The organism is Pseudomonas sp. Bc-h, assembly GCF_002080045.1.
Lineage (GTDB): Bacteria > Pseudomonadota > Gammaproteobacteria > Pseudomonadales > Pseudomonadaceae > Aquipseudomonas.
The window spans coordinates 231,960-258,238 of record NZ_MUIN01000004.1; the positions used below are offsets into that span (position 1 = coordinate 231,960).

31 protein-coding genes are annotated in these 26,279 nt (G+C 59.3%); 18 read left to right on the forward strand and 13 right to left on the reverse strand.

Annotation, left to right across the window (positions count from 1 at the left end; genetic code table 11):
* Positions 1–19: 19 nt before the first annotated feature.
* The gene (gene pilG, locus BWR59_RS07995) at positions 20–430 is read right to left on the reverse strand and encodes a twitching motility response regulator PilG (RefSeq protein ID WP_081565096.1); all 411 of its coding nucleotides are present in this window, start codon (positions 428–430) and stop codon (positions 20–22) included.
* A gap of 265 nt (positions 431–695) precedes the next feature.
* Between pilG and gshB the strand changes: the two genes are divergently transcribed.
* From gshB to BWR59_RS08030, 7 genes are all read left to right on the forward strand, one after another.
* Positions 696–1,649, forward strand: a complete 954-nt coding sequence (gene gshB / locus BWR59_RS08000) for a glutathione synthase (RefSeq protein ID WP_081565097.1) — start codon at positions 696–698, stop codon at positions 1,647–1,649.
* Positions 1,650–1,879: 230 nt separating this feature from the next.
* Positions 1,880–2,782 carry an energy transducer TonB gene (locus BWR59_RS08005; protein ID WP_081565098.1) on the forward strand — a complete coding sequence of 301 codons (903 nt, stop codon included), beginning with the start codon at positions 1,880–1,882 and terminating at the stop codon, positions 2,780–2,782.
* A 111-nt stretch (positions 2,783–2,893) separates the two neighbouring features.
* On the forward strand, positions 2,894–3,463 hold the full coding sequence (locus tag BWR59_RS08010; RefSeq protein ID WP_081565099.1) for a YqgE/AlgH family protein: 570 nt from the start codon (positions 2,894–2,896) through the stop codon (positions 3,461–3,463).
* Entirely contained in the window at positions 3,463–3,903 is a 441-nt protein-coding gene (gene ruvX, locus BWR59_RS08015; RefSeq protein WP_081565100.1) for a Holliday junction resolvase RuvX, read from the forward strand. The genes BWR59_RS08010 and ruvX overlap by 1 nt, the downstream gene beginning before the upstream one ends.
* Positions 3,904–3,996: 93 nt before the next feature.
* Positions 3,997–4,521, forward strand: a complete 525-nt coding sequence (gene pyrR / locus BWR59_RS08020; RefSeq protein ID WP_081565101.1) for a bifunctional pyr operon transcriptional regulator/uracil phosphoribosyltransferase PyrR — start codon at positions 3,997–3,999, stop codon at positions 4,519–4,521.
* A 12-nt stretch (positions 4,522–4,533) separates the two neighbouring features.
* Positions 4,534–5,538: an aspartate carbamoyltransferase catalytic subunit gene (locus BWR59_RS08025; RefSeq protein WP_081565102.1), complete on the forward strand. Its 1,005-nt coding sequence runs from the start codon at positions 4,534–4,536 to the stop codon at positions 5,536–5,538.
* On the forward strand, positions 5,535–6,806 hold the full coding sequence (locus tag BWR59_RS08030) for a dihydroorotase (protein ID WP_081565103.1): 1,272 nt from the start codon (positions 5,535–5,537) through the stop codon (positions 6,804–6,806). Before BWR59_RS08025 ends, BWR59_RS08030 begins: the two co-directional genes overlap by 4 nt.
* A gap of 83 nt (positions 6,807–6,889) precedes the next feature.
* On the opposite strand, the gene BWR59_RS08035 is transcribed toward BWR59_RS08030, so the two are convergent.
* Together BWR59_RS08035 and BWR59_RS08040 are read right to left on the reverse strand one after the other, a co-directional pair.
* Positions 6,890–8,233, reverse strand: coding sequence for a delta-60 repeat domain-containing protein (locus BWR59_RS08035; protein WP_168184461.1), 1,344 nt, complete (start codon positions 8,231–8,233; stop codon positions 6,890–6,892).
* Positions 8,234–8,630: 397 nt separating this feature from the next.
* A complete protein-coding gene (locus BWR59_RS08040) occupies positions 8,631–9,047 on the reverse strand; it encodes a TM2 domain-containing protein (protein ID WP_081565105.1) in 417 nt (138 codons plus the stop codon).
* Positions 9,048–9,297: 250 nt separating this feature from the next.
* On the opposite strand from BWR59_RS08040, the gene BWR59_RS08045 reads away from it, so the two are divergent.
* Positions 9,298–10,029: a C40 family peptidase gene (locus BWR59_RS08045; protein ID WP_081565106.1), complete on the forward strand. Its 732-nt coding sequence runs from the start codon at positions 9,298–9,300 to the stop codon at positions 10,027–10,029.
* Between the two features lie 122 nt (positions 10,030–10,151).
* Here the strand turns inward: BWR59_RS08045 and BWR59_RS08050 are convergent, their stop codons facing one another.
* Positions 10,152–11,186 carry a type IV pilus twitching motility protein PilT gene (locus BWR59_RS08050; protein WP_081565107.1) on the reverse strand — a complete coding sequence of 345 codons (1,035 nt, stop codon included), beginning with the start codon at positions 11,184–11,186 and terminating at the stop codon, positions 10,152–10,154.
* A gap of 54 nt (positions 11,187–11,240) precedes the next feature.
* Between BWR59_RS08050 and BWR59_RS08055 the strand changes: the two genes are divergently transcribed.
* The 9 genes from BWR59_RS08055 to BWR59_RS08095 all read left to right on the forward strand — a co-directional run bounded on the left by BWR59_RS08055 (position 11,241) and on the right by BWR59_RS08095 (position 17,934).
* Positions 11,241–11,927, forward strand: a complete 687-nt coding sequence (locus tag BWR59_RS08055) for a YggS family pyridoxal phosphate-dependent enzyme (RefSeq protein WP_081565108.1) — start codon at positions 11,241–11,243, stop codon at positions 11,925–11,927.
* Between the two features lie 24 nt (positions 11,928–11,951).
* Positions 11,952–12,770 carry a pyrroline-5-carboxylate reductase gene (gene proC, locus BWR59_RS08060; RefSeq protein WP_081565109.1) on the forward strand — a complete coding sequence of 273 codons (819 nt, stop codon included), beginning with the start codon at positions 11,952–11,954 and terminating at the stop codon, positions 12,768–12,770.
* Between the two features lie 10 nt (positions 12,771–12,780).
* Positions 12,781–13,371, forward strand: coding sequence for a YggT family protein (locus tag BWR59_RS08065; RefSeq protein ID WP_081565110.1), 591 nt, complete (start codon positions 12,781–12,783; stop codon positions 13,369–13,371).
* Positions 13,372–13,549: 178 nt separating this feature from the next.
* Positions 13,550–14,689: a homoserine O-acetyltransferase gene (locus BWR59_RS08070; RefSeq protein ID WP_081565111.1), complete on the forward strand. Its 1,140-nt coding sequence runs from the start codon at positions 13,550–13,552 to the stop codon at positions 14,687–14,689.
* A 7-nt stretch (positions 14,690–14,696) separates the two neighbouring features.
* Positions 14,697–15,317: a methionine biosynthesis protein MetW gene (metW, locus tag BWR59_RS08075; RefSeq protein WP_081565112.1), complete on the forward strand. Its 621-nt coding sequence runs from the start codon at positions 14,697–14,699 to the stop codon at positions 15,315–15,317.
* Positions 15,318–15,337: 20 nt separating this feature from the next.
* Positions 15,338–15,784, forward strand: coding sequence for a DUF4426 domain-containing protein (locus tag BWR59_RS08080; protein WP_081565113.1), 447 nt, complete (start codon positions 15,338–15,340; stop codon positions 15,782–15,784).
* Positions 15,781–16,377 (forward strand): RdgB/HAM1 family non-canonical purine NTP pyrophosphatase, encoded by a 597-nt coding sequence (rdgB, locus tag BWR59_RS08085; protein ID WP_081565114.1) that lies wholly within the window; start codon positions 15,781–15,783, stop codon positions 16,375–16,377. Before BWR59_RS08080 ends, rdgB begins: the two co-directional genes overlap by 4 nt.
* Positions 16,374–17,588: a radical SAM family heme chaperone HemW gene (hemW, locus tag BWR59_RS08090; RefSeq protein ID WP_081565115.1), complete on the forward strand. Its 1,215-nt coding sequence runs from the start codon at positions 16,374–16,376 to the stop codon at positions 17,586–17,588. The genes rdgB and hemW overlap by 4 nt, the downstream gene beginning before the upstream one ends.
* A 22-nt stretch (positions 17,589–17,610) precedes the next feature.
* Positions 17,611–17,934, forward strand: a complete 324-nt coding sequence (locus BWR59_RS08095; RefSeq protein WP_062385487.1) for a DUF3392 domain-containing protein — start codon at positions 17,611–17,613, stop codon at positions 17,932–17,934.
* Between the two features lie 135 nt (positions 17,935–18,069).
* Here BWR59_RS08095 and BWR59_RS08100 read toward each other — a convergent pair whose 3' ends face one another.
* The 5 genes from BWR59_RS08100 to BWR59_RS08120 form a co-directional block, all read right to left on the reverse strand.
* Positions 18,070–18,510 (reverse strand): hypothetical protein, encoded by a 441-nt coding sequence (locus tag BWR59_RS08100; RefSeq protein ID WP_081565116.1) that lies wholly within the window; start codon positions 18,508–18,510, stop codon positions 18,070–18,072.
* A gap of 229 nt (positions 18,511–18,739) precedes the next feature.
* On the reverse strand, positions 18,740–19,453 hold the full coding sequence (gene trmB, locus BWR59_RS08105) for a tRNA (guanosine(46)-N7)-methyltransferase TrmB (protein WP_081565255.1): 714 nt from the start codon (positions 19,451–19,453) through the stop codon (positions 18,740–18,742).
* Between the two features lie 55 nt (positions 19,454–19,508).
* Positions 19,509–20,303, reverse strand: coding sequence for a thiazole synthase (locus BWR59_RS08110; protein ID WP_081565117.1), 795 nt, complete (start codon positions 20,301–20,303; stop codon positions 19,509–19,511).
* 75 nt (positions 20,304–20,378) lie between these two features.
* Positions 20,379–20,579: a sulfur carrier protein ThiS gene (gene thiS, locus BWR59_RS08115; RefSeq protein WP_081565256.1), complete on the reverse strand. Its 201-nt coding sequence runs from the start codon at positions 20,577–20,579 to the stop codon at positions 20,379–20,381.
* 111 nt (positions 20,580–20,690) lie between these two features.
* A complete protein-coding gene (locus BWR59_RS08120; RefSeq protein ID WP_081565118.1) occupies positions 20,691–21,074 on the reverse strand; it encodes a DUF423 domain-containing protein in 384 nt (127 codons plus the stop codon).
* 79 nt (positions 21,075–21,153) lie between these two features.
* Between BWR59_RS08120 and mtgA the strand changes: the two genes are divergently transcribed.
* On the forward strand, positions 21,154–21,864 hold the full coding sequence (gene mtgA, locus BWR59_RS08125) for a monofunctional biosynthetic peptidoglycan transglycosylase (RefSeq protein ID WP_081565257.1): 711 nt from the start codon (positions 21,154–21,156) through the stop codon (positions 21,862–21,864).
* A 97-nt stretch (positions 21,865–21,961) separates the two neighbouring features.
* Here mtgA and rpoH read toward each other — a convergent pair whose 3' ends face one another.
* The 4 genes from rpoH to ftsY all read right to left on the reverse strand — a co-directional run bounded on the left by rpoH (position 21,962) and on the right by ftsY (position 26,195).
* On the reverse strand, positions 21,962–22,816 hold the full coding sequence (gene rpoH, locus BWR59_RS08130) for an RNA polymerase sigma factor RpoH (protein WP_081565119.1): 855 nt from the start codon (positions 22,814–22,816) through the stop codon (positions 21,962–21,964).
* Positions 22,817–22,954: 138 nt separating this feature from the next.
* Entirely contained in the window at positions 22,955–23,980 is a 1,026-nt protein-coding gene (gene ftsX / locus BWR59_RS08135; protein WP_081565120.1) for a permease-like cell division protein FtsX, read from the reverse strand.
* Entirely contained in the window at positions 23,977–24,648 is a 672-nt protein-coding gene (gene ftsE, locus BWR59_RS08140) for a cell division ATP-binding protein FtsE (protein ID WP_081565121.1), read from the reverse strand. The genes ftsX and ftsE overlap by 4 nt, the downstream gene beginning before the upstream one ends.
* Positions 24,645–26,195, reverse strand: a complete 1,551-nt coding sequence (ftsY, locus tag BWR59_RS08145; RefSeq protein ID WP_081565122.1) for a signal recognition particle-docking protein FtsY — start codon at positions 26,193–26,195, stop codon at positions 24,645–24,647. The genes ftsE and ftsY overlap by 4 nt, the downstream gene beginning before the upstream one ends.
* Between the last annotated feature and the right edge of the window lie 84 nt (positions 26,196–26,279).

The window sequence follows — 26,279 nt, forward strand, 5'->3', positions numbered from 1 at the left end:
CCACAACCTGGGACCGGCATCAAGATAGTTGTTGTTCTACTGCAACGAACCCTGGCACGTGAGCCTTGATCGCACTCAGCAGTTCTTCCTTGCTAAACGGTTTGGTCAAAAACTGATCGGACCCGACGATACGCCCCTTGGCCTTATCGAACAGCCCGTCCTTGGAGGACAACATGATCACCGGCGTAGACTTGAATGCCCGGTTGTTCTTGATCAACGCGCACGTCTGATACCCGTCCAGCCTGGGCATCATGATGTCGACAAAAATGATTCTTGGATGATTATCGGCAATCTTGGCCAGCGCATCGAAGCCGTCTACAGCGGTAATCACTTCGCAGCCAACGTTCTTCAACAGGGTCTCGGCAGTGCGACGAATCGTTCGGGAGTCGTCGATGACCATGACTTTCAATGGGGCTGAATGCTGTTCCATATCTGCTCTACCATCGCCGCGGCGATTCAGATGGGTCTGCCTTCGGCCGGGCATGGCGCTGTTAGAAATCGCTGAACCCCCATCTAGAGGGGTGGAATGACAACTGACGAGACGCCAGATGCCGAGCCTTTTTAGCACACTCTAAAGACGCAATCCATAAAGCATATGCGCCACTCTTGCCCCTTGACCGCAGGCCAGCTCAGCGCCACCCTGACGCCTGTTTTCAGGCCCGTTGCGGCCATTACCGATCAGAGGAATATCGCCCATGAGCATTCGCCTGGGAATCGTCATGGACCCCATCGAGCGCATCTCCTTTAAAAAGGACAGCTCGCTGGCCATGCTCCTTGCAGCGCAGGCCCGCGGCTGGTCGCTGTTCTATATGGAACAGCAGGACCTGTATCAGGACGCAGGCCAGGCCCGCGCGCGCATGAAGCCGCTGAAAGTGTTCGCCGACCCTGCACACTGGTTCGAACTGGAAGCCGAAGTCGACAGCGGCCTGGATGATCTGGACGTGATCCTGATGCGCAAGGATCCGCCGTTCGACATGGAATTCGTCTATTCCACCTACCTGCTGGAGCAGGCCGAGCGCGCGGGCGTGCTGGTGGTCAACAAGCCTCAGAGTCTGCGTGACTGCAACGAGAAGCTGTTCGCCACGCTGTTTCCTCAGTGCACACCGCCAACGCTGGTCAGCCGCCGCTCGGACGTCCTGCGTGAATTCGCAGCCAAACACGGCGACGTCATCCTCAAGCCGCTGGACGGCATGGGTGGTGCCTCGATCTTCCGCCATCGCGTTGGCGACCCGAACCTGTCGGTGATTCTGGAAACCCTGACCAACCATGGTCAGCAACAGATCATGGCGCAGGCCTACCTGCCTGCGATCAAGGACGGCGACAAGCGCATTCTTATGGTCGATGGCGAGCCTGTGCCGTATTGCCTGGCGCGAATTCCAGCTGCAGGCGAAACCCGTGGCAATCTGGCCGCCGGTGGCCGGGGCGAAGCTCGTCCGCTGACCGACCGTGATCGCTGGATCGCCGCCGAAATCGGCCCGATCCTGCGGGAAAAAGGCCTGTTGTTCGTGGGTCTGGATGTGATCGGGGAGCATTTGACTGAAATCAACGTCACCAGCCCGACCTGCATCCGCGAAATCGACAACGCGTTCGGCACGGACATCGGCGGGATGTTGATGGATGTGATCGAGAAGAAGCTGCAAGCTCGATAATTGATGCACCGTACCTTGTAGCAGTCCGGCTTGCCGGCGGCAGCGACTCCAATGACGCCACGGCCGGCAAGCCGGGCTGCTACAGAATCGAAGATACCTCGCCAAAGCCCACTAATCGGCCCGGCGCCATCAAAGCCCAAGAACCCCCTGACATTGCGTTATCATGCGCGGCCTGAATTTCGTCCTAGGTTGGTTTTCGCAATGCTGGTTCGTGTGATTCCGGAGCGTCGATGAACGCTGCGGTCGACAGTGATCTCCCGATGGCCCTGACCCGCACCCAAGTGCGCCCGGCCGATCGCCTGGGTTTTACCCTGATGATCGCGGCGCTGGTACATCTGGCATTGATCCTTGGCGTGGGCTTTACCTACGTCAAACCCGAGAAGATCACCCAGACCCTGGAAATCACCCTCGCCCCCTTCAAAAGCGACACTAAGCCCAAGGATGCTGACTTCCTCGCACAGGAAAACCAGCAAGGCAGCGGCACCCTCGACAAGAAGGCCGTGCCCAAGACCACTGAAATAGCGCCCTATCAAGACACCAAAATCAACAAGGTGACACCTCCGCCTGCCGCCAAGCCAGTGGTCAAGCAGGAAGCGCCCAAGACCGCCGTGGCCACTAAAGCCCAGGCGCCGCAGAAAACCGTCGCCAAACGCGATGAAGTCAAACCGGACGAGCCCAAAAAGGCCGCCCCGACCTTTGACAGCACCCAACTGAACAGCGAAATCGCAAGCCTGGAAGCCGAACTTGCCGATGAGCAGCAGGCCTATGCCAAGCGTCCGAAGATTCATCGCCTGAGTGCCGCATCGACCATGCGCGACAAGGGCGCCTGGTACAAAGAGGACTGGCGCAAGAAGATCGAACGCATTGGCAACCTCAACTACCCCGAAGAGGCCCGGCGCCAGCAGATCTACGGCAGCCTGCGGATGATGGTGTCGATCAACCGCGACGGCACTCTCTATGAGGTTCTGGTGCTGGAGTCCTCCGGCCAGCCGTTACTGGATCAGGCAGCGCAACGAATCGTCAGGCTGGCGGCGCCTTTCGCACCGTTCACCGGCGATCTCGCAGACATCGACCGGCTCGAGATCATCCGAACCTGGAAATTCGCCCGGGGCGACAAGCTTTCGAGTAACTGACCGACGGGCCAGCGGTTATCAACATGAAACCTGAACCCCGTCGCGATTTATCCGCCCTCGGGTCGGTTCTGCCAGTTGTCACAACAGCCCCACGGCGCCACACTAGGGCTCATGAAAAACGTCACTCCGTCGTACCTCAAGCACCAATTTCTGATCGCCATGCCCCACATGCACGATGAGAACTTCGCTCAGACCTTGACCTACATCGTCGAGCACAACGCCAATGGCGCCATGGGTCTGGTGATCAACCGACCGCAAAGCCTTTCTCTGGCTGACATTCTCGAGCAACTGCGCCCGGAGCTTCCCCCGCCCGTGCGTTGCCAGCACATCCCCATTCATGTCGGCGGCCCGGTTCAGACCGATCGCGGTTTCGTCTTGCATCCGACCGGACAAGTGTTCCAGGCCACTGTGGATCTGGGCGGGATCTCGCTGTCCACCTCGCAGGACGTCCTGTTTTCCATCGCCGACGGCTACGGACCTGATCAAAATCTGATCACCCTCGGCTACGCAGGCTGGGATGCAGGGCAACTGGAGGCCGAATTCGCGGCCAACGCCTGGCTAAACTGCGCATTCGATCCGGCCATCCTGTTCGAACTCGACAGCGAACAACGCCTCAACGCCGCTGCCGCGAAACTGGGCGTCAATCTGAACCTGCTGACCAGCCAGGCGGGCCACGCCTGATGGCCGCACTGCGCCTGTTATTGGGCTTCGATTACGGCACCAAACAGATCGGCGTCGCGGTCGGACAGGTCATTACCGGCCAGGCCCGCGAGCTGTGCACCCTGAAAGCCCAGAACGGCGTGCCGGACTGGGACAAGGTTCAGGCACTCATCACCGAGTGGAAGCCCGACGCGATTGTCGTTGGCCTGCCGCTGAACATGGATGGCACGCCAAGCGAGATGAGCGCCCGCGCCGAGAAGTTCTCGCGCAAGCTCAACGGCCGCTTCAACCTGCCCGTCTACACCCATGACGAACGCCTGACCACCTTTGAAGCCAAGGGCGAACGCTCGGCTCGAGGCGGCCAGCGCGGCAGCTATCGCGACAATCCGGTGGACGCAATTGCCGCAGCGCTTCTGCTGCAAGGCTGGCTGGAAGCCAACGGCGCACTGTTTGAAAGCTGAGCGCTTTACACTGCACCGCATTGAACAGCACTGAATTCGAGTTTCAGCCCGGCCAGCCGCAAGGAGTGAGACCGGGCTTCTGAAGGAGCGACCATGAGCAGCCTGCCCAACCCCGCCGAATTGATCAGCCAGATGGCGATTGATCTGAACGCGCACCTGAATAAACGTGATATCAGCGAGCCTCGCTTCATCGGCATCCGCACAGGCGGCGTATGGGTCGCTCAGGCCCTGCTCGAAGCACTGAACAACCAGTCGCCGCTCGGCACGCTGGACGTTTCGTTCTACCGCGACGACTTCAGCCAGAACGGCCTGCACCCTCAAGTGCGCCCCTCGGAGCTGCCGTTCGAGATCGAAGGTCAGCATCTGGTGCTGATCGATGACGTATTGATGAGCGGCCGTACTATCCGCGCCGCCCTCAACGAACTGTTCGACTATGGCCGCCCGGCCAGCGTGACCCTGGTTTCACTGCTGGACCTGGACGCCGCCGAGCTGCCGATTCGCCCAAATGTGACCGGCGCGACGCTGGATCTGTCTCCGAACGAGCGGGTCAAGCTGTCCGGCCCGTCGCCGCTGACGCTCGAACTGCAAGACCTTTCCACCGATTCCGCCGCCCTCTAAGAGTCCTTTGCGATGACGCCTCTCGACGCCAAGCGCCCGCTGCAGCTGAACCATCAGGGTCAGCTGCAACATTTTCTCTCGCTCGACGGTTTGCCCCGCGAACTGCTCACCGAAATCCTCGATACCGCCGACTCGTTCCTTGAAGTCGGTGCCCGGGCGGTGAAAAAAGTCCCGTTGCTGCGCGGCAAGACCGTATGCAACGTGTTCTTCGAGAACTCGACCCGCACCCGCACCACGTTCGAACTGGCGGCACAAAGGCTGTCGGCGGACGTCATCACCCTGAACGTGTCGACCTCCTCGACCAGCAAGGGCGAGACGCTGTTCGACACCCTGCGCAACCTTGAGGCCATGGCTGCCGACATGTTCGTCGTGCGTCACGGCGACTCGGGGGCGGCGCACTTCATTGCCGAGCACGTGTGCCCGCAGGTGGCGATCATCAACGGCGGCGACGGCCGTCACGCCCACCCGACGCAAGGCATGCTCGACATGCTGACCATCCGCCGCCACAAGGGCAACTTCGAGAACCTCTCGGTGGCCATCGTCGGCGACATCCTGCACTCGCGCGTAGCGCGCTCGAACATGATCGCCCTCAAGGCGTTGGGCTGCCCTGACATTCGTGTGGTCGCACCGAAAACCCTGCTGCCGATTGGCGTCGAGCAGTATGGCGTGAAGGTCTATACGGATCTGGCAGAAGGCCTGAAAGACGTCGACGTGGTCATCATGCTGCGCCTGCAGCGCGAGCGCATGTCCGGCGGCCTGCTGCCGAGCGAGGGCGAGTTCTACCGCCTGTTCGGCCTGACCACCGCGCGCCTGGCCGGAGCCAAGCCTGATGCAATCGTCATGCACCCTGGCCCGATCAATCGGGGTGTGGAGATCGAGTCGGCTGTGGCCGACGGCGCCCATTCCGTGATCCTCAATCAAGTGACCTACGGCATTGCCGTGCGCATGGCCGTCTTGTCCATGGCCATGAGTGGCCAGAACGCCCAACGCCAGTTCGAGCAGGAGAACGCGCAGTGAAGTTCAGCATCATCAACGCTCGCGTCATCGACCCTGTCAGCGGCATGGATCAGGTCATCGACGTACACCTGGAAGCCGGCAAGATCCTCGCCCTTGGCTCGGCGCCCGCCGACTTCACCCCATCGCAGACCATTGACGGCAAGGGTCTGGTTGCAGCGCCCGGTCTGGTGGATCTGAACGTGTCCCTGCGCGAACCGGGCTACAGCCGCAAAGGTACCATCGCCAGCGAAACCCGCGCGGCCGCAGCCGGTGGCGTGACCAGCCTGTGCTGCCCACCTCGGACCAAGCCGGTGCTCGATACCTCGGCCGTGGCCGAACTGATTCTGGATCGCGCCCGTGAAGCCGGACACAGCAAGGTGTTCCCGATTGGCGCGCTGAGCAAAGGTCTGGAAGGCGAACAACTGGCCGAACTGATCGCCCTGCGTGATGCGGGTTGCGTCGCTTTCACCAATGGCTTGGTGAACTTTGGCAGCAATCGCACCCTGTGCAGGGCGCTGGAGTACGCCGCGACCTTCGACCTGACCGTGATCTTCAACTCCCAGGATCATGATCTGGCGGCCGGTGGTCTGGCTCATGACGGCCCGACTGCAGCATTCCTCGGCTTGCCGGGCATTCCCGAAACCGCCGAAACCGTGGCGCTGGCCCGCGACCTTCTATTAGTAGAGCAAAGCGGCGTTCGCGCGCACTTCACTCAGTTGACCAGCGCTCGTGGCGTTGCGCTGATCGCCCAGGCCCAGGCTCGTGGTTTGCCAGTGACCGCCGATGTTGCGCTGTATCAGTTGATTTTGACCGACGAAGCGCTGATCGACTTCTCCAGCCTCTATCACGTGCAACCGCCGCTGCGCACCCGCGCTGACCGCGATGCGCTGCGCGAGGCAGTTAAATCGGGCGTGGTACAGGCCATCTCCAGTCATCACCAGCCCCATGAACGCGATGCCAAACTGGCGCCGTTCGGTGCGACGGAACCGGGTATCAGCAGCGTCGAGCTGCTGCTGCCACTGGCGATGACGCTGGTTGAAGATGGCTTGCTGGACCTGCCGAGCCTGCTCGCGCGCCTGAGCTCGGGCCCTGCGGCGGCCTTGCGCCTGCCTGCGGGCCAGTTGGCTGCCGGTGCCCCTGCGGATCTGGTCCTGTTCGACCCGGCTGCCTCCACCGTCGCAGGCGAGAAGTGGCTGTCCAGGGGCGAGAATTGCCCGTTCCTCGGCCATTGCCTGCCGAGCGCGGTGAAGTACACCTTTGTGGATGGCCGGATCAGCTATATCGGGTGACATCCGAAATACTGACTTTCAGTGCAAACGCTAAGCACTCATCGTACTGAAATGAGTGCTTAGCCAACGATCACTAAGTGTATCTATGCGGTGCCACCAAAATACCGCCGCATTGATCCCATATTCGCTCCTAGCCCGGGCTCCATCGAATTATTACATCCGACTACCAGTTTCCCTCCCTTCTGTTCGATCATTTTAGCTGGAAGACTGCCGCCCCCGCCGGGGTGGTATTGGTAGCCATTCCCCTTCTCACCAAACGTCTTGTCCAATTGTCCGCCAGGAAGAAGGTAACGAGCGAGACAGGAGTCCTGGGCACCTGTACCCCAGGCCATTAGATTCCCATCGCCCGTAATAAACGCATCCTCCCAAGGACAATCATTATCAACTGTTACCGAATCAAAAAAATCACCCGGCTCACCATCTACTTGAAACGATTGGATAAATGTCTTACCGCTGACCGGACCCTCTTTTTTGTGAAATAGGTTACCCATCGCCAATATTGAGCCATTGTCCTGTATGACTAAGTGACGAATGCTGACACCTTGGTCCTTTGGTTGAAACCGATAAATTCCATCACCCCGATCACCAAAGGTTCGGTCTAATGTCCCATCCTGGTTCACCCGAGCCAATAGTCCCACATAATCCCCAACTGGCTGATAATAACAGCCACCCACAATGGTCTTTTCACCTTGACTGGCCAGCGTTGTGATTTCCACAATAAAATCCTCTTCTACATCGATGTTTGAACGTAAGTCGAACACGCCATTGACAAGCTGGCCATCTAGGGTAACTCGATAAACCAAACCACTCGTGCGGGAGGCACGCCCGGCGTTGACTGCAACGACAAAACCATCTTTAGCTAGCGCAAAATTTGCTACCCTCCCCAGCCGCCCTGCAAACTCGCTATATTGCTCCGGTAGATCCCATTGCAAAAAACCTGGCCTCGGAGCCTTCTTTGTAGCTGCTCCGCTTTGCTTGGCAAAATCAGGATCGGGGGAACAATCATGCAGGAGGCGCCCGAAACTCAGCGTTTTAGTGCCCACTCCCCCCAACATAATAAAGCCATTGTTTTCATCTGAAATAAACCGCCACATCGGCTGACCTAAAAGGTCATCACTTTGCTGCCCAAGTTTCAATCCAAAAACGCGATCGGGAACGGTATCGGACGTGATTCGAACAATAAAATAGTCGTGAGTTCTAGGCCCTTCAAAGGGCCCGAAGTAACCACAAACATAGAGTCCTCCATCCGGCTCTCCCGCACTATCGATACTGTTCGCAACCGATATGATTTTAACCAAGCCGGGCATAGGCTCGAGACCGAGGTCAGCCAGCACTGCACTAAGACGAACCACCGTAACTCCCGGATCGCCCTTAGGAAAAACGAATTCGCGATCCAGTGCCCCGGGGTACTCAGCGTTCTTAGTCATATCAAAAATCTCCCTATAATAATTAACCACCTCAGCCTGCTGAAACATTTCATACCAGGCGTATAGAACTGTATAGCAAATAGCGTGAAGAACGCAGAACTTTCCCGACGAAGTGAGTCGACTTATTCGAAATTAAATAACCCGTTAATATTCACTTTCGCGATTGAACAGAAAAACAACAAACTATTATTTCGGCTTAAGGTTGAGAAACACTATCGCTTGATTCATGATTGCCGCGACCGCATGCTTCACTCCCGAGGATAACGAGCATCATCTGTAGGAGCGAGCGTACCCAGAGCCGCCGCCAAGCGGTAGATTTGCACCTCAGGCTCCATGTCCAAGCATTCGTTGCTAGGCATTCACCAAGGCAGCGGAGCGAGTTGATGACCAGTAGAAATCAACGCTTCGCGTTCTTCACTGAAACTTGGTCATTCAGCGTCCAGAAGTCGTACAGAACGCCCAGGAAGAACAGCCCGCCGGTAAACAGGTAAATGATCCCGGTGATCCATTTACCCTGATACATCCGGTGCACACCGAAGACACCCAAAAAGGTCAGCAAAACCCAGGCGACGCTGTAATCGGTGGTACCCGCGTTGAATCTCAGATCGGCTTCGCGATCCATCGACGGGATCAGAAACAGGTCGATCAGCCAGCCAATCCCCAGCAAACCCAGCGTGAAGAACCAGATCGTGCCGGTCACCGGCTTGCCGTAATAGAAGCGGTGAGAACCGGTGAAACCGACGATCCACAGCAGATAACCCATGACCTTGCTGTGGGTGTCGGGACGTTGAACGTCAGGGTGATAGGTGTTCATTGGTTACCTCTTTTGTGACGATAGAAAAAAATATGCGTAAGTTTTGTGACTTTGATGTGCCTCTCCGACGTATGGCTTGAACCTCTGGGCGATCACGCAAACCCTTGTTCTGCAAGGCGATGGCCACAGACATGTGACAGTTAGAGCGTCGAAACTGACCTTGAGACCAGTAAATTGTTCGACAAATGGCCTCGGAAACGTCGAAAAAGCTGTTATAAAGTTGCGCGCTGACCAATATGAGCCCTGCCTAATGCGTCCATTTTTGAAGACATGGCTAACTATTTGCCTATTTATGCCACTGGCCGCCCACGCCACCAATCGTGAGCAAACGCTACCTTCGAGTTTTACGGGTTTTACTGCCAGATCCGAGTCATCGGAAACCGTATCTCGCAACATTGCCGCTCAACGCGCAGCAATCGCAGCCCTCGAAGAGACAGCAACCCCGCTTGAAACTTCAAGCAGGAAAAACCGAGTAACCAAGGGCAAGAAGTCCCACAGTTCTCGCAAGATTTCGGAAAACACCGTTGCCCTCGCCGCGTCTTCGCAGATGGGGACCAGGCAGAGCAACAACGTGGTCAACCGGGCCGTGAATGCAATCGGTACACCTTATCGTTGGGGCGGCACCAGCCCGACAAAAGGCTTCGACTGCAGCGGCCTGGTCAAATACGCGTTCAACGATGTGAGCGAAGTGGACCTGCCGCGCACCTCCAACGCCATGGCCGAAGGCCACGGGCAGAAGGTCGACCGCAAGGATCTGAAGCCGGGCGACTTGCTGTTCTTCAACATCAAGAGCCGCAAGGTCAACCACGTCGCCATTTACTTGGGTGACGACCGCTTTGTTCACGCACCTCGCCGTGGCAAGTCGGTGACCATCGACACGCTGAAGAAGCCGTACTGGGACAGCCACTACGTGGTTGCCAAGCGCGTCCTGCCGAAACAGGCGCCGACGCCGAAAGGCACGGTGCGCATCGCGCAGCGTTGATCGGTATCAGCGGCATCGCGACATGAACCTGTAGCAGCCCTTGCCAGCGGTAGCGATCTTATTGACGCCACCACCGCGAATCCGGACTGCTACAGGTTTTTTTGCATCTGCTGTTTGGGCAATCAGAAGTTGTCCGGCGTCTTGGCTTTCTCGCGAGCGCTTTCCCGCGTGATCAGGCCCTTGCTGATCAGGTCCTTCAGACACATGTCCAGCGTCTGCATCCCCAACGCCCCACCGGTTTGAATCGACGAGTACATCTGCGCCACCTTGTCCTCGCGGATCAGGTTACGGATGGCAGAGGTGCCGATCATGATCTCGTGCGCCGCCACTCGGCCGCCGCCAACTTTCTTCAACAGCGCCTGGGACACAATGGCGTGCAGCGACTCGGAAAGCATCGAACGAATCATCGATTTTTCCTGAGCCGGGAATACGTCCACGATCCGGTCGATACTCTTCGCTGCGGATGTGGTGTGCAGCGTGCCGAACACAAGGTGGCCGGTTTCCGCGGCAGTCAGCGCCAGGCGGATGGTCTCCAGGTCACGCAGCTCACCTACCAGGATCACGTCCGGGTCTTCCCGCAGCGCCGAACGCAGCGCTTCGGCGAAACCATGAGTGTCGCGGTGGACCTCACGCTGGTTGATCAGGCTTTTCTTGGACTCGTGAACGAATTCGATCGGGTCTTCGATGGTCAGGATGTGGTGATGCTTGTTGGCGTTCAGGTAATCGACCATCGCCGCCAGCGTTGTCGATTTACCTGAACCGGTCGGGCCGGTCACCAGCACCAGCCCGCGCGGGACGTCGGTAATCTTGCGAAACACTTCCCCCATGCCCAGCTCTTCCATGCTCAGGACTTTCGAGGGAATGGTCCGGAACACCGCACCTGCACCACGGTTCTGGTTAAACGCGTTGACCCTGAACCGCGCCACGCCCGGCACCTCGAAGGAAAAGTCCGTTTCCAGATCTTCCTCGAAATCCTTGCGCTGCCTGTCGTTCATGATGTCGTAGATGAGCGCCTGGACCTCTTTCTGATCCAGCGCTGGCAGGTTGATCCGCCGCACGTCGCCATCCACACGAATCATCGGTGGCAAGCCGGCAGAGAGATGTAAGTCCGACGCGCCTTGCTTGGCACTGAAGGCAAGCAGCTCGGTAATATCCATACAGCTCCTCATCACATAGAATGCCGCAGACTTTAGCCCTGCTGGCGCAAATCAATGTCCACGATAGCAGAGAACATTTCAACGCTCGCAGAGCGAATTAACAACGCCGCGCAGGCCGTACAGCGTGATCCGGCCTCCGTCGGCCTGCTGGCGGTGAGCAAGACCAAACCGGCAGGCGATCTGCGTGAAGCCTACGCTGCCGGCCTGCGGAACTTCGGCGAGAATTATCTGCAGGAAGCTCTCGGTAAACAGTCCGAATTGAGCGACCTGCCCTTGATCTGGCATTTCATCGGCCCCATCCAGTCAAACAAGACTCGCGCCATCGCCGAGAATTTCGCCTGGGTACATTCCGTGGATCGTCTGAAAATCGCTCAACGCCTTTCCGAACAACGCCCCGCCGATCTGCCCCCGCTGAACATCTGCATTCAGGTCAACGTCAGTGGCGAAGCCAGCAAGTCAGGCTGCACACCCCAAGATCTGCCCGCGCTGGCTCAGGCGATCGGCGCCCTGCCCAATCTGAGATTGCGCGGTTTGATGGCAATTCCCGAACCTACAGAAGACAGCGACGAACAGAACGCTGCCTTTGCTGCTGTACGTACCCTGCAAGATCAACTGAACCTGCCGCTGGACACCCTTTCCATGGGCATGAGCCACGACCTGGAAGCCGCCATTGCACAAGGCGCGACCTGGGTGCGGATCGGCACTGCCCTCTTTGGCGCCCGCGATTATGGGCAGCCTTAACCTTCGTCTCACAGGAAACCGTTCATGAGCAAAACCCGTATCGCGTTTATCGGCGCCGGAAACATGGCTGCCAGCCTGATTGGCGGCATGCGTGCCCAAGGCGTCGAAGCTGATTTGATCCGTGCCAGCGATCCTGGTGCAGAAACACGCGAGCGCGTGGCCAAAGAGCACGGTATCAAGGTCGTTGCCGACAATGCCGAAGCTATCGAAGGCGCTGACGTGGTGCTGCTGGCGGTGAAGCCGCAGATGATGAAAGCCGTGTGCGAAGCGCTCAAGCCAGCCCTCAAGCCGAACCAACTGCTGGTTTCGATTGCGGCCGGCATCACCTGCGCCAGCATGAAAGCCTGGCTGGGCGAGCAGCCGATCGTGCGCTGCATGCCTAATACCCCTGCGCTGTTGCGTCAGGGCGTGAGCGGGCTGTACGCCACCGCCGAAGTGACCCAGGCCCAACGCCAGCAGGCTGAAACGCTGTTGTCGGCCGTGGGCATCGCCCTTTGGGTCGATGAAGAAACCCAGATCGACTCCGTGACTGCCGTTTCGGGCAGCGGCCCTGCGTATTTCTTCCTGTTGATCGAAGCCATGACTGCCGCAGGTGTAAAGCTGGGCCTTTCGCCAGACGTCGCCAAGCAACTGGCCGAGCAGACTGCCTTGGGCGCAGCCCGTATGGCCACCGAGAGCGATGTCGATGCAGCCGAACTGCGCCGCCGCGTGACTTCGCCTGCGGGCACCACGGAGGCCGCGATCAAATCGTTCCAGGCGGACGGTTTCGAGGCGATGGTAGAAAAGGCGCTCGGCGCTGCGGCACACCGCTCGGCCGAAATGGCCGAACTGCTGGGCAAATAAGGAGCAATTCATGAATGCACTCACCGGCGCCACGATTTTCGTCATCCAGACGCTGATCAGCCTGTACCTGACCATCGTTCTACTGCGCTTCGTGCTGCAACTGGTCAAGGCCAACTTCTACAACCCGCTCTGCCAGTTCGCCGTGCGCGCTACTCAGCCGCTGCTCAAACCTATCCGCCGAATCATTCCGAGCGTGCTGGGGCTGGACACCTCGTCGCTGCTGTTGGCGGTGGTGATTCAGGCGCTGCTGATGGCCTTCGTGCTGATGATGACCTATGGCACCATCGGCGATGTACCACACCTGCTGATGTGGTCGATCATCGGCATCACCTCGCTGCTCCTGAAGATTTTCTGGGTGGCGATGATCATCATGGTGATCGTGTCGTGGATCGCACCGGGCACCCATAACCCAGCCGCCGAACTGGCCTATCAGATCAGCGAACCGATCCTGGCGCCATTCCGTCGTATCATCCCGAACCTGGGCGGTCTGGACATCTCGCCAATCTTCGCCTTCCTGGCGATCCAGGTCCTGCAGTCGTACGTCATGCCTGAACTCGCGGCCTACGCAGGCATGCCGCAGGAGCTGTGGCGGTTGATCTGACCCTGCGACGCCCCCCTTGTAGCAGCACGGCTTGGCGGCGGCAGCGATCTTTGAGTCGCCACCGCCGCCAAGCCGGACCGCTAGAGAAATCACCCGCGCCACACCTGCCCCGTTGTTTGCTTGCCGCTACCCTGCGCGATCTTTAGACTTACGCCTCATTTCAGCGAGAGCAGGGTCGATGTCCACGGTCTTTCCCGAAGATTCTGTCGGTCTAGTCACGCCGCAAACGGCGCATTTCAGTGAGCCTCTGGCGCTGGCTTGTGGCCGTTCGCTGGCCGCCTACGACCTCATCTACGAAACCTACGGTCAGCTCAACGCCGCCAAGAGCAACGCGGTGCTGATCTGCCACGCCCTGTCCGGCCATCACCACGCCGCTGGCTATCACAGCACCGAAGACCGCAAGCCGGGCTGGTGGGATAGCTGCATCGGCCCTGGCAAGCCCATCGACACCAACAGGTTCTTCGTCGTCAGCCTCAACAACCTCGGCGGTTGCAACGGCTCCACCGGCCCGAGCAGCGTCAACCCCGAGACTGGCAAGCCATTCGGCGCCGACTTCCCGGTATTGACCGTCGAAGACTGGGTCCATAGCCAGGCGCGCCTCGCGGACAACCTCGGCATCGTGCAGTGGGCGGCCATCGTCGGTGGCAGTCTCGGCGGCATGCAGGCGTTGCAATGGACCATGACCTATCCGGATCGCGTTCGCCACTGCCTGGCAATCGCTTCGGCACCCAAGTTATCGGCGCAGAATATTGCCTTCAACGAAGTCGCCCGGCAGGCCATCCTGACCGACCCCGAATTCCACGGTGGTTCATTCCAGGAAAAGGGCGTGATCCCCAAGCGCGGGCTGATGCTGGCGCGCATGGTCGGGCATATCACCTACCTGTCCGATGATTCCATGGGCGAGAAATTCGGCCGCGGACTGAAGAACGAAAACCTCAACTACGATTTCCACAGCGTCGAGTTTCAGGTCGAAAGCTACCTGCGCTATCAGGGCGAAGAATTCTCCGGTCGCTTCGATGCCAACACTTATCTGTTGATGACCAAGGCGCTGGATTACTTCGACCCGGCAGCCAGCTTCAACGACGATCTTGCGGCGACTTTCGCTCACGTCACTTCCAGATTCTGCGTGATGTCGTTCACCACTGACTGGCGCTTCTCGCCGGCCCGCTCGCGCGAGCTGGTGGACGCACTGATGGCCGCCAAGAAGGACGTCTGTTATCTGGAGATCGACGCCCCGCAAGGCCACGACGCCTTTCTGATGCCGATCCCGCGCTACCTGCAGGCTTTCACCAGCTACATGAACCGAATTGCACTCTGAGGACACCATGAGAGCCGACCTGGAAATCATCCAAGACTGGATACCGGCAGGCAGCCGCGTGCTCGACCTCGGCTGTGGCGACGGCGAATTGCTGGCCTGGCTGAAGGACAACAAACAAGTCACCGGCTACGGCCTGGAAAACGACGCCGAGAACATCGCCCGCTGCGTGGCGCGCGGCGTCAACGTCATCGAGCAGGACCTGGACAAGGGTCTGGGCAACTTCGCGAGCAACAGCTTCGACGTCGTGGTCATGACTCAGGCGCTGCAGGCGGTTCACTACCCTGACCGGATCCTCGACGAAATGCTGCGGGTCGGCCGTCAGTGCATCATCACCTTTCCGAACTTCGGGCATTGGCGCTGCCGCTGGTACTTGGCGAGCAAGGGCCGGATGCCGGTCTCCGAGTTCCTGCCGTACACCTGGTACAACACGCCGAATATCCACTTCTGCACTTTCGAAGACTTCGAAGAACTGTGCCGCGGTCGGTCTGCCAAGGTCATTGATCGGTTGGCGGTGGATCAGCAGCATCGCCATGGTTGGGCGAGCAAGCTATGGCCTAATCTGTTGGGTGAGATCGGCATCTACCGGGTCAGCAGCCCCACGTTGCAGGACCACCGGATCGCCGTGTAAATCCCACAAAGGAGAATGTCATGGCTCGTCTGATCGTAATGCTGGGCGTGCTGTTTGCGCTGTCGGGTCCCGTCATGGCCGTGGACAACGCCAGACCGGAACGACAAGAACAGTTCGGCGACCTGACCATTCACTACAACGCCTTCGCTTCCAGCATCCTGCAACCGTCCGTCGCGCAGGCTACCGGCCTGATTCGCAGTAAAGGCCAGGCGGTGATTAATATCACCGCCATAAAAGGCGGCAAGACTGTACCGGCCAGCGTCAGCGGATCGGTGCAGGACCTTACCGGTCGGAAAAAGCCGCTGACCTTCAAGCAGATCAGCGAACAGGGTGCGGTGAACTATATCGCCCAGTTCGCCGTAGCGCCTGACACTTCAGAGTTCTACACATTTACCATCGACGTGAAGGCAGGCGACGGCGACGCCCATACGCTCAGCTTCAATCAGCAGATTTACACGGATCAATAATGAATTTCACCCAGCTCGTACTGGCCAGCCACAACGCCGGCAAACTCAAAGAACTTCAGGCCATGCTCGGCGGCAGTGTCCAGCTGCGCTCGATCGGCGAGTTCAGCAGCGTAGAGCCCGAAGAGACCGGCCTGTCCTTCGTCGAGAACGCCATTCTCAAGGCACGCAACGCAGCGCGTATTTCCGGCCTGCCATCACTGGCCGACGATTCCGGCCTTGCCGTGGACTTCCTCGGCGGCGCCCCCGGCATCTATTCGGCTCGCTACGCTGATGGCAAAGGCGATGCCGCCAACAACGCCAAGCTGCTGGACGCTCTCAAGGACGTGCCCGAGGAGCAGCGTGGCGCGCAGTTCGTCTGCGTTCTGGCGCTGGTCCGGCATGCCGACGACCCGCTTCCTATCCTCTGTGAAGGCCTGTGGCACGGCCGCATCCTGAACGCCGCCACCGGCGAGCATGGTTTCGGCTACGACCCTCTCTTCTGGGTGCCCGAGCGTCATATGTCCAGTGCCGAGCTGACCCCGGCCGACAAAAACCAGATCAGCCACCGCGCCCGCGCCATGAGCATTCTGCGTCAGCGCCTGGGCTTGCAATGATCCAGGACTCCACCACCCGGCCGCTGATCCTTGGCGCGGCCGGTTTCAGCTCGGAGCAGCCGCGTAGCGCCTTGCCCGAACTACCCCCGCTGTCGCTCTACATCCATATTCCGTGGTGCGTGCGCAAATGCCCGTACTGTGACTTCAACTCCCACACCGCCAGTGCCGTGCTTCCGGAGCAGGAGTACGTCGATGCGCTGTTGGCGGATCTGGACCAAGACCTGCCCCACGTTTACGGACGCGAACTGAGCACGATCTTCTTCGGAGGAGGCACGCCCAGCCTGTTCAGCGCCGAGGCGCTAGGGCGGCTGCTCAGAGGTGTCGAGCAGCGCATTCGTTTCGCTCCAGACATCGAGATCACGCTGGAGGCGAACCCTGGCACCTTCGAACAGGTGAAGTTCAGTGCCTATCGGGGGCTGGGCATCAATCGCCTGTCCATCGGCATCCAGAGCTTTCAGGAAGCCAAGCTCAAAGCCCTGGGACGGATCCACAACGGCGATGAAGCTGTGCGCGCCGCCGACATGGCGCGCCAGGCGGGCTTCGATAACTTCAACCTGGATCTGATGCACGGGCTACCGGATCAGTCTGAGGACGATGCGCTTGGCGATCTGCGTCAGGCCATCGCGCTCGCCCCGACGCACTTGTCCTGGTACCAGCTGACCCTCGAACCCAACACCGTATTCTGGAATCAGCCACCGACGCTGCCGGAAGACGACATCCTCTGGGACATTCAGGAGGCGGGTCAGACGCTGCTGCGCGAAAACGGCTACGCACAATACGAAGTTTCGGCGTATGCGCAGCCAGGTCGCGCTGCACGGCATAACCTGAATTACTGGAGTTTCGGTGACTTCATCGGTATTGGCGCCGGCGCACACGGCAAGCTCAGTCATCCCGATGGCCGTATCGTGCGGACCTGGAAGACTCGACTGCCCAAGGATTATCTCAATCCAGCGAAGTCGTATCAGGCTGGCGAGAAGCTGCTGACGCTGGATGAAATGCCCTTTGAATTCCTGATGAACGCCCTGCGCCTGACAAAAGGCGTGGACGCTGCATTATTTCAGCGGCGCACCGGTCTAAGCGTCGACTCGCTCGCCAGCGCACGTCAGCAAGCCGAACAGCGCGGCTTGCTGGAAGCCGATGCGACGCGCCTGGTCGCCACTGCTCGTGGTCAATTGTTCCTCAACGACCTGCTGCAGTACTTTCTTCTTTAAGGCTTAACGCTAAGGACACTGAATGGACCTCGTACTCGACCTGTTGGCCACCGTTTCGCGCTGGAGTCGCAGCAACCTTTCGGAAATCGCTTTGGCACTGGTGGGCTGTCTGCTGATCCTGTTCGGCGCAGACATCAAAGGCTGGATCGAAGGTCGCCTGAGCAGCTTTGCCGGTGCCTTGCGCGTACCGGTCATGGCGCTGCTGTGCACCATCGGCAGCGGTGCAGCGCTGATCTACGCCACGCCCTGGGTGGTGCGCGGCCTGAGCCAGTTCAACAACTACAGCCTGGCGCCAGTATTGTTGGTGGTGCTGGTGTTGATCGGGGTCGTCGCAGACAGGAAGTGATTCGTCCTGTTTCTTCTGTAGCAGCCCGGCTTGCCGGCGGGAGCAATCGTAAGATCGCCGCGGACAGCAAACCGGAATGCCGAACCAGGCACATACCTCGCTTCCACCCCCATGGGCATGAGGGTGGAACGGTGATCACCGAATGCTCTGGATACTGCCCTTGTTGCCCGTGACCTTGACGTTCACCTGCTTGAAGATGAAGTAGTCATTGACGGTCACTTCGTAGCGCGGTGCTACGATCAGGTCCGAGCCCGACGACTTGACGGCCTTGTAGGCCGCGGCTGCCTTGGCGCTGGAAACGGGGTCCGGCAGGGGCAGGCCGATGCCGCCACCACTTGCGCCGCCATAGGAAACACCGTCGGCAAACTGGTTGTCGCCACCGATGTTCAACCAACCAAACAGCACGTTGGTAGAGGACTCGCCGCTGATGACCTCGCCCACTTTCACATCAGCCTTGAGATCGGTTTTCACGTCGCCCGAGAGCGATGCCACCGGTTGGCTCATGTTGTAACTGACACAGCCACTGGTGGTCGCGATCAGCGTCATAACCGCAGCCATCTGCCAGAACTTCTTCATAATTTATCCCCGTTATCCGTTTAGATGTGTGCAACGGCGGGACTATAACGACGGGTTTTGAAGGGCGATGTCGGACGCTTCTGATGGGCTTGTGGGCCGGATCGCTATCAGTAAGGATCGAGATGGGTTCGGCTTTCAGAACAAGCCCGACACGCTGACGGAGGCGGGAGTCGTTGCAAGGGAGCTACCGTATCGCCGGTAGCCCCTCGCAGGGGAACAGATTGTCAGCTCAAGCCAGCTTTTCGAACTTCAGGTCCCATACACCATGACCCAGACGCTCGCCACGGCGTTCGAACTTGGTGATCGGGCGCTCCGCAGGGCGCGGAACGCATTTGCCGTCTTCGGCCAGGTTGCGATAACCCGGCGCGACGCTCATCACTTCCAGCATGTATTCGGCATACGGTTCCCAATCGGTGGCCATGTGCAGAATGCCGCCAGGCTTGAGTTTGCTGAGCACCAGCGCTGCAAATTCAGCCTGGACGATACGGCGCTTGTGATGACGCGCCTTGTGCCACGGATCCGGGAAGAACAGCATCAGGCGATCCAGGCTGTTGTCGGCGATGCAACGGTTGAGCACTTCGATCGCGTCGCAATCGTAGACCCGCACGTTGGTCAGGCCCTGAGTCAGCACGCCATTGAGCAGCGCGCCGACGCCGGGGCGATGCACTTCAACACCGATGAAATCCTGTTCAGGCGCCGCCGCTGCCATCTCCAGCAGTGAGTGACCCATGCCGAAGCCGATTTCCAGAGTGCGCGGCGCGGACCGGCCGAACACCTTGTCGAAGTCGACCGGCTCATCGGCCAGCGGCAGCACGAACAGCGGCTTGCCCTGATCAAGACCACGTTGCTGGCCTTCGGTCATGCGACCGGCGCGCATCACGAAGCTCTTGATGCGCCGATGATGGCTGTCATCGCCCTGCTCTCTACCGTCTTCGTCGTTCATCACTTCGTCGTCCGGAAGTGCATCGGGCTTTTGCGAATCAATCATCAACAGGCTCTTACTTGATCAGACCGTCCAGCGGCGAGGATGCGCTGGCATAGAGTTTTTTCTGCATGCGGCCAGCCAGGAAAGCCATGCGGCCTGCCAGGATGGCGTGTTTCATGGCTTCGGCCATGAGCACCGGTTGCTGCGCGTGAGCAATGGCCGAGTTCATCAGCACCGCTTCGCAGCCCAGCTCCATGGCGATGGTGGCGTCGGAAGCAGTACCGACACCGGCATCGACCAGCACTGGCACTTTCGATTCTTCAAGGATGATCTGCAGGTTGTACGGGTTGCAGATCCCCAGGCCGGTACCGATAAGACCTGCCAGCGGCATGACCGCACAGCAGCCGATTTCTGCCAGCTGGCGGGCGATGATGGGGTCATCGCTGGTGTAAACCATCACGTCGAAGCCGTCCTTGACCAGTGTTTCAGCGGCCTTGAGGGTTTCGATCACGTTGGGGAACAGGGTCTTCTGGTCGGCCAGAACCTCCAGCTTGACCAGGTTGTGGCCGTCCAGCAGTTCGCGAGCCAGACGACAGGTACGCACAGCCTCGATGGCATCGTAGCAACCGGCAGTGTTCGGCAGGATGGTGTAACGGTCCGGCGGCAGTATGTCGAGCAGGTTCGGTTCGCCCGGGTTCTGACCCAGGTTGGTCCGGCGCACTGCGACAGTCACGATCTCGGCGCCCGAGGCTTCGATGGCCAGGCGGGTTTCTTCCATATCCTTGTACTTGCCAGTGCCGACCAACAGGCGCGACTGGAAAGTACGACCGGCCACTGTAAACGGCTTGTCGCTACGAACATTGCTCATCGGAAATCCTCTTTACGGTTGAGGTTCTTGCAGTTCTTTCTGGATCGGGACGCAGTGCCGGTCGGCAGTGAACGACTAGCCGCCGCCGATGGCATGCACCACTTCGACCTGATCGCCTTCGCTCAGCGTCGTGGCCTCATGCTGGCTGCGCGGGACGATATCCAGATTGAGCTCGACGGCGATTCGACGCCCGGCCAGATCCAGACGGGTCAGCAACGCCGCAACGGTCTCGCCGTCGGGCAGTTCAAAGGATTCACCGTTCAACTGAATGCGCATGCGAATGGCAGCCATCATTTTAGGGGGCGAGCATTCTAGCCCGATCAGCCGGTATGACCAAGGCAAAGGCGTGCCATTCGTCTCAACCCGGACTTGCGGGTCAGGTTTGAGTTACAGCGTGTCGAGGCCGAGCCGCCACGCCGTCCAGCCGAGAATGAACCAGCCGATCAGGAAGCACAGGCCGCCAATCGGCGTGATGATGCCCAGTTTGCTGACACCCGTCAGCGTCAGCAAATAGAGGCTGCCCGAGAACAGCAGAATGCCGAGGGTGAAGGCAATACCGGCGTAGCTGACCAATCGCCCCTGAATCTGCGTCGCCAGGATCGCCACGCCGAAGATCGCCAAAGCGTGAATCAGCTGATAAAGCACGCCGGTGTGGAAGATCGCCAGATATTCAGGGGTGAGCCGGTTTTTCAGGCCATGCGCCGCAAACGCGCCAAGGGCCACACCGGTAAAGCCGAAGAAAGCAGCCAACATCAGAAACGTTCGAAACATGTGCAACTCCAGGCAAAGTCGTTCAATGGCGCGTGGTCTGTATAATGGCCCGCTCAACGGGTTCGGCCAAGCCATCTCTATGCTGCGTTTCCTCCTTCGTCGTATCGCCAAAGGCCTGCTCTGGTTCGCAGCGGCAAGTGTCGTGCTGGTTTTGATCTTGCGCTGGGTACCTCCGCCGTTCACGGCGTTGATGGTCGAGCGCAAAATCGAATCCTGGTTCGACGGCCAGCCCATCGACCTGCAACGCGACTGGGAGCCATGGGAAAAGATCTCCGATGACCTGAAAGTCGCGGTCATTGCCGGTGAAGACCAGAAATTCGCCGAGCACTGGGGTTTCGATATCGACGCCATTCAGGCCGCACTGGTTCACAACGAACGCGGCGGTTCGATTCGCGGTGCCAGTACCCTGAGCCAGCAGGTCTCGAAAAACCTGTTTCTGTGGTCCGGCCGCAGCTACTTCCGCAAAGGGCTGGAAGCGTGGTTCACCGCACTGATCGAGGTGTTCTGGTCCAAGCAAAGGATTCTCGAGGTCTACGTCAACAGCGTCGAATGGGACGACGGCGTGTTCGGCGCTCAGGCCGCAGCGCAGCATCACTTCCACATCAACGCCAGCCAACTCTCGACGCAACAGGCCAGCTACCTCGCAGCGGTTCTGCCCAATCCCCGCGAATGGAGCGCCAGTCATCCCAGCAGCTACGTTTCACGCCGGGCAGGGTGGATTCGCCAGCAGATGCGGCAGTTGGGCGGAGATGATTACCTGACGGGTATCAATCATCGGCGGGAGTGGTGAGTACTGCCTGATCACTGCTACGGAAGACTCGACATTGCGGCCCACAAACAAAAACGCCCCGATCATCTCGGGGCGTTTTTTTGTTTCGGCTTCTCGCTTAGGCGGCGATCGACAGCTTGAGCTTGTTCATCGCGCTCTTTTCGAGCTGGCGGATACGCTCGGCGGAGACTTTGTACTTCTCGGCCAAGTCGTGCAGCGTTGCTTTTTCTTCTGCCAGCCAGCGCTGGTAGAGGATGTCGCGGCTACGCTCGTCGAGCACGTTCAGCGCTTCGTGCAGGTTGGCCGTAGAGCTGTCGCTCCAGTCGGAATCTTCCAGCTGACGCGCCGGATCGTAACGATGGTCCTCCAGATAGTTGGCCGGGGACTGGAACGCGCTGTCGTCGTCCGCTTCAGCAGCAGGGTCGAACGCCATGTCGTGACCGGTCAGGCGGCTTTCCATCTCACGCACTTCGCGGGGTTCGACGCCCAGGCTTTCAGCCACGCGATGCACTTCTTCGTTGTTCAGCCAGGCCAGACGCTTCTTCTGGCTGCGCAGGTTGAAGAACAATTTGCGCTGAGCCTTGGTGGTGGCGACTTTCACGATGCGCCAGTTGCGCAGGATGAACTCGTGAATCTCGGCCTTGATCCAGTGCACAGCAAACGACACCAGACGAACGCCCATTTCTGGGTTGAAACGCTTCACGGCCTTCATCAGACCAACGTTACCTTCCTGGATCAGGTCAGCCTGCGCCAAGCCGTAACCGGAATAACTGCGTGCGATATGCACGACAAAACGCAGGTGGGCGAGCACCATCTGCCGAGCCGCCCCTAGATCCTGCTCGTAATAGAGACTCTCGGCCAGTTCACGCTCCTGCTCAGGCGTCAGCAGCGGAATGCTGTTTACCGTGTGCACATAGGCTTCCAGGTTTGCACCCGGAACCAGGGCATAAGCAGGTTGCAAAGAATTGGTCATACGAAAAAACCTCCGACACATGACTCGTGCAGTTCAGCACTGCGAAATTGACCGGGAACCGCTAAACAAGTTCCCTTAGCTGAAAAGTCAATAGATGAAACAAAATTTACGCTACAAAAATTATCCGAACATTAAAACTCAACGAGGTGCCAACTCTCTTAAATGGCGTGCGACTGCAATCCACGCACCGATATACCCCAACAACACCGCCCCAAGCAAGAGCGACAGACCATCGGCCATCGGCACACCCGCCAGGGAGAAGTTGCTGCCGTACAGCCCGGCCAGGCGGACCACGGCCTCGTTCAGCCAGTCCAGACCGAAGGCCAGCACCCCCCAGGAGAGAACCCCCGCGCCAAACCCGTACAGCGCGCCCATATAAAGGAAGGGCCTGCGCACGTAGCTGTCGGTGCCACCCACCAACTTGATGACTTCGATCTCGGTGCGACGGTTCTCGATGTGCAGACGGATGGTATTGCCAATCACCAGCAGCAGCGCCACCACCAGCAACACCGTCAGACCGAACACGAAACGATCACCCAGCTTGAGAATGGCCGCCAGACGCTCGACCCAGACCAAGTCCAGTTGAGCCTGTTGGACTTTCGGCAATTCAGCGAGACGCGTACGTAATGCCTCCAGCGCAGCTTTGTCAACTTCCTGCGGGGTGACGAGCACTACGCCCGGGAGGGGGTTTTCGGGCAGCTCCTTGAGCGCCTCGCCCAGACCCGATTGCTGTTGGAACTCGTTCAGTGCCTGATCGCGGCTGATGTACTCAGCTTCGGCGACGCCCGGCATTGCCTTGATCTGCCCGACCAGGCTCTCACCCTCGGTCGCTGAAGCATCCAGTTGCAAATACAGAGAGATTTGCGCGGCACGCTGCCACGACCCACCCAGCCGCTCGACGTTGCTTAGCAGCAACGACAAGCCCATCGGCAGGCTCAAGGCCACCGCCATCACCAGACAGGTGAAAAAGCTGCCAATCGGTTGTTTACCCAAACGGCGCAGGCTGTCCAACAGGCTGGAGCGATGGGCCTCGACCCAGGCATTGAACAGCATGCCGAAGCTCGGCCCATCATCGTCATCGTGCTTCTTTTTCTTCTGCGGGCCCGGTTCGGTGGCCTTCGGGGCTACGCGCTCGGAAACTTTAGGACTGCGGGTGGCACTCATACTCCGGCCTCCCCGTCACCGATCAGTCGGCCGCGTTGCAGGGTCAGCATGCGATGGCGCATGCGCGCAATCAGCGCCAAATCGTGACTGGCAATGAGCACGCTGGTGCCCAGCCGATTGATGTCTTCGAATACGCCCATGATTTCGGCTGCCAAACGAGGATCAAGGTTACCGGTCGGCTCGTCCGCCAGCAGCAAGGCCGGGCGGTGAACGATGGCGCGAGCGATACCTACACGTTGTTGCTGGCCGGTGGACAGGTCGCCGGGATAGAGCTCGGCCTTGTCGGACAACGCCACACGCTCCAGCGCGGAGTCGACGCGCTTGGTCACTTCAGCCTTGGACAGCCCGAGGATCTGCAGCGGCAAGGCGACGTTATTGAACACCGTGCGATCGAACAGCAACTGGTGGTTCTGAAACACGACACCGATCTGCCGGCGCAGGAACGGGATCTGAGCGGTGCTGATCTGCCCCAGATCCTGGCCGGCGAGCAGCAGTTTGCCAGTGGTTGGGCGTTCCATGGCCAGCAGCAGACGGAGCAAGGTACTTTTGCCGGCCCCGGAGTGGCCGGTCACGAACAAAAACTCTCCACGACGCACTCGAAAGCTCAGCTCATGCAAGCCGACGTGTCCGTTCGGATAGCGTTTACCGACCTGTTCGAAACGAATCATGTGCGCTCCCGCTCGGCGAAAAGGGCCTGAACAAAGGGTTCAGCCTCGAAAGTCCGCAAATCGTCGATGCCTTCACCGACGCCGATGTAACGGATCGGCAGCCCGAACTGCTTGGCCAGCGCGAAGATCACCCCGCCCTTGGCCGTGCCGTCGAGCTTGGTCAGCGCCAGCCCGGTCAACTGGACCGTCTGGTTGAACTGTTTGGCCTGATTGATCGCGTTTTGACCAGTGCCGGCGTCAAGCACCAGCAGCACCTCATGAGGCGCGTGTTCATCCAGCTTGCCGATAACGCGGCGAACCTTCTTCAGCTCTTCCATCAGGTTGTCTTTGGTGTGCAGGCGACCGGCGGTGTCGGCGATCAGCACATCGATGCCACGGGCCTTGGCGGCTTGCACGGCATCGAAGATCACCGACGCGGAATCGGCGCCAGTGTGCTGGGCAATAACCGGGATCTTGTTGCGCTCACCCCAGACCTGCAATTGCTCGACCGCGGCAGCACGGAACGTGTCACCCGCCGCCAGCATGACTTTCTTGCCTTCCAGCTGAAGCTTCTTCGCCAGTTTGCCAATGGTAGTGGTCTTGCCGGCACCGTTGACGCCCACCACCAGAATCACAAAGGGCTTGTGCTCAGTGCCGATCACCAGCGGCGCTTCCACCGGCTTGAGCATTTCAGTGAGTTCGTTCTGCAGCGACTTGTACAACGCATCGCTGTCTGTCAGCTGTTTACGCGCCACTTTTTGCGTCAAGTTACGCACGATCAGCGAAGTTGCCTCGACACCGACGTCGGCGGTCAACAGCCGGGTTTCCAGCTCTTCGAGCATGTCGTCGTCGATGGCTTTCTTGCCAAGGAACAGACTCGCCATGCCTTCGCCGAGGCTGGCGCTGGTCTTGGACAGACCCTGCTTGAGGCGAGCGAAGAAGCCGGGCTGCTTTGGCTCGACTGGCGCCACTACTGGTTCCGCAGGGGTCTCTGGCGTTTCGACAACAGCGTCGACGGGAACGACTACCGGCGCCACGGCTGGGGGCGGAATGATCGGGGACGGCTGCGAAAGTGCAGGAAGATCGTTACCTGCGACCGGATCAGGCAGCGCAACCGGGATCGGCTCGATGGATAGCGGCACTTCGAATGAGGTGGTGTCGACACCCGCTGGCTGCGCCGGCGGCTGGGGGATGGCCACCTCTGACTGCACGTGAGACGCGGTGTAGGTCGGAATGTCCGGGGTTACATGCGGCTCGCTTTCTGGGGTCAGGGCGACCGGCTCTTCAGCGACCGGCAGTTTCAGCCACGGCTCGGCATCAGCCTGCACGCCAATCGGCGCGGGCTGCTGAGCGACGATGGGCTCCGCCTCATCTGCGGCAATAGCGGGAGCGATCTGCGGCTCAGCTACAACGGGCGTCGTCTCGACGACAGGCTCGGGCGCTGCTGCAGGTAAGTCTTGCGGCTGTTCGGAGACGGTTTCCTGCGGCTTTTTGCGCAGCCATCCGAACAGGCCTTTTTTCTCGCCAGCAGGGGCTGGGGTCTTCTTGTCGTCGTTGGAACCAAACATGGAGGACGGCTATCTCAAGGTAGCGACGCGCCAGAGCGGCGCCTCTGAAAAATTCTGTCAATGCGAAACAGACTGTAATCGAGC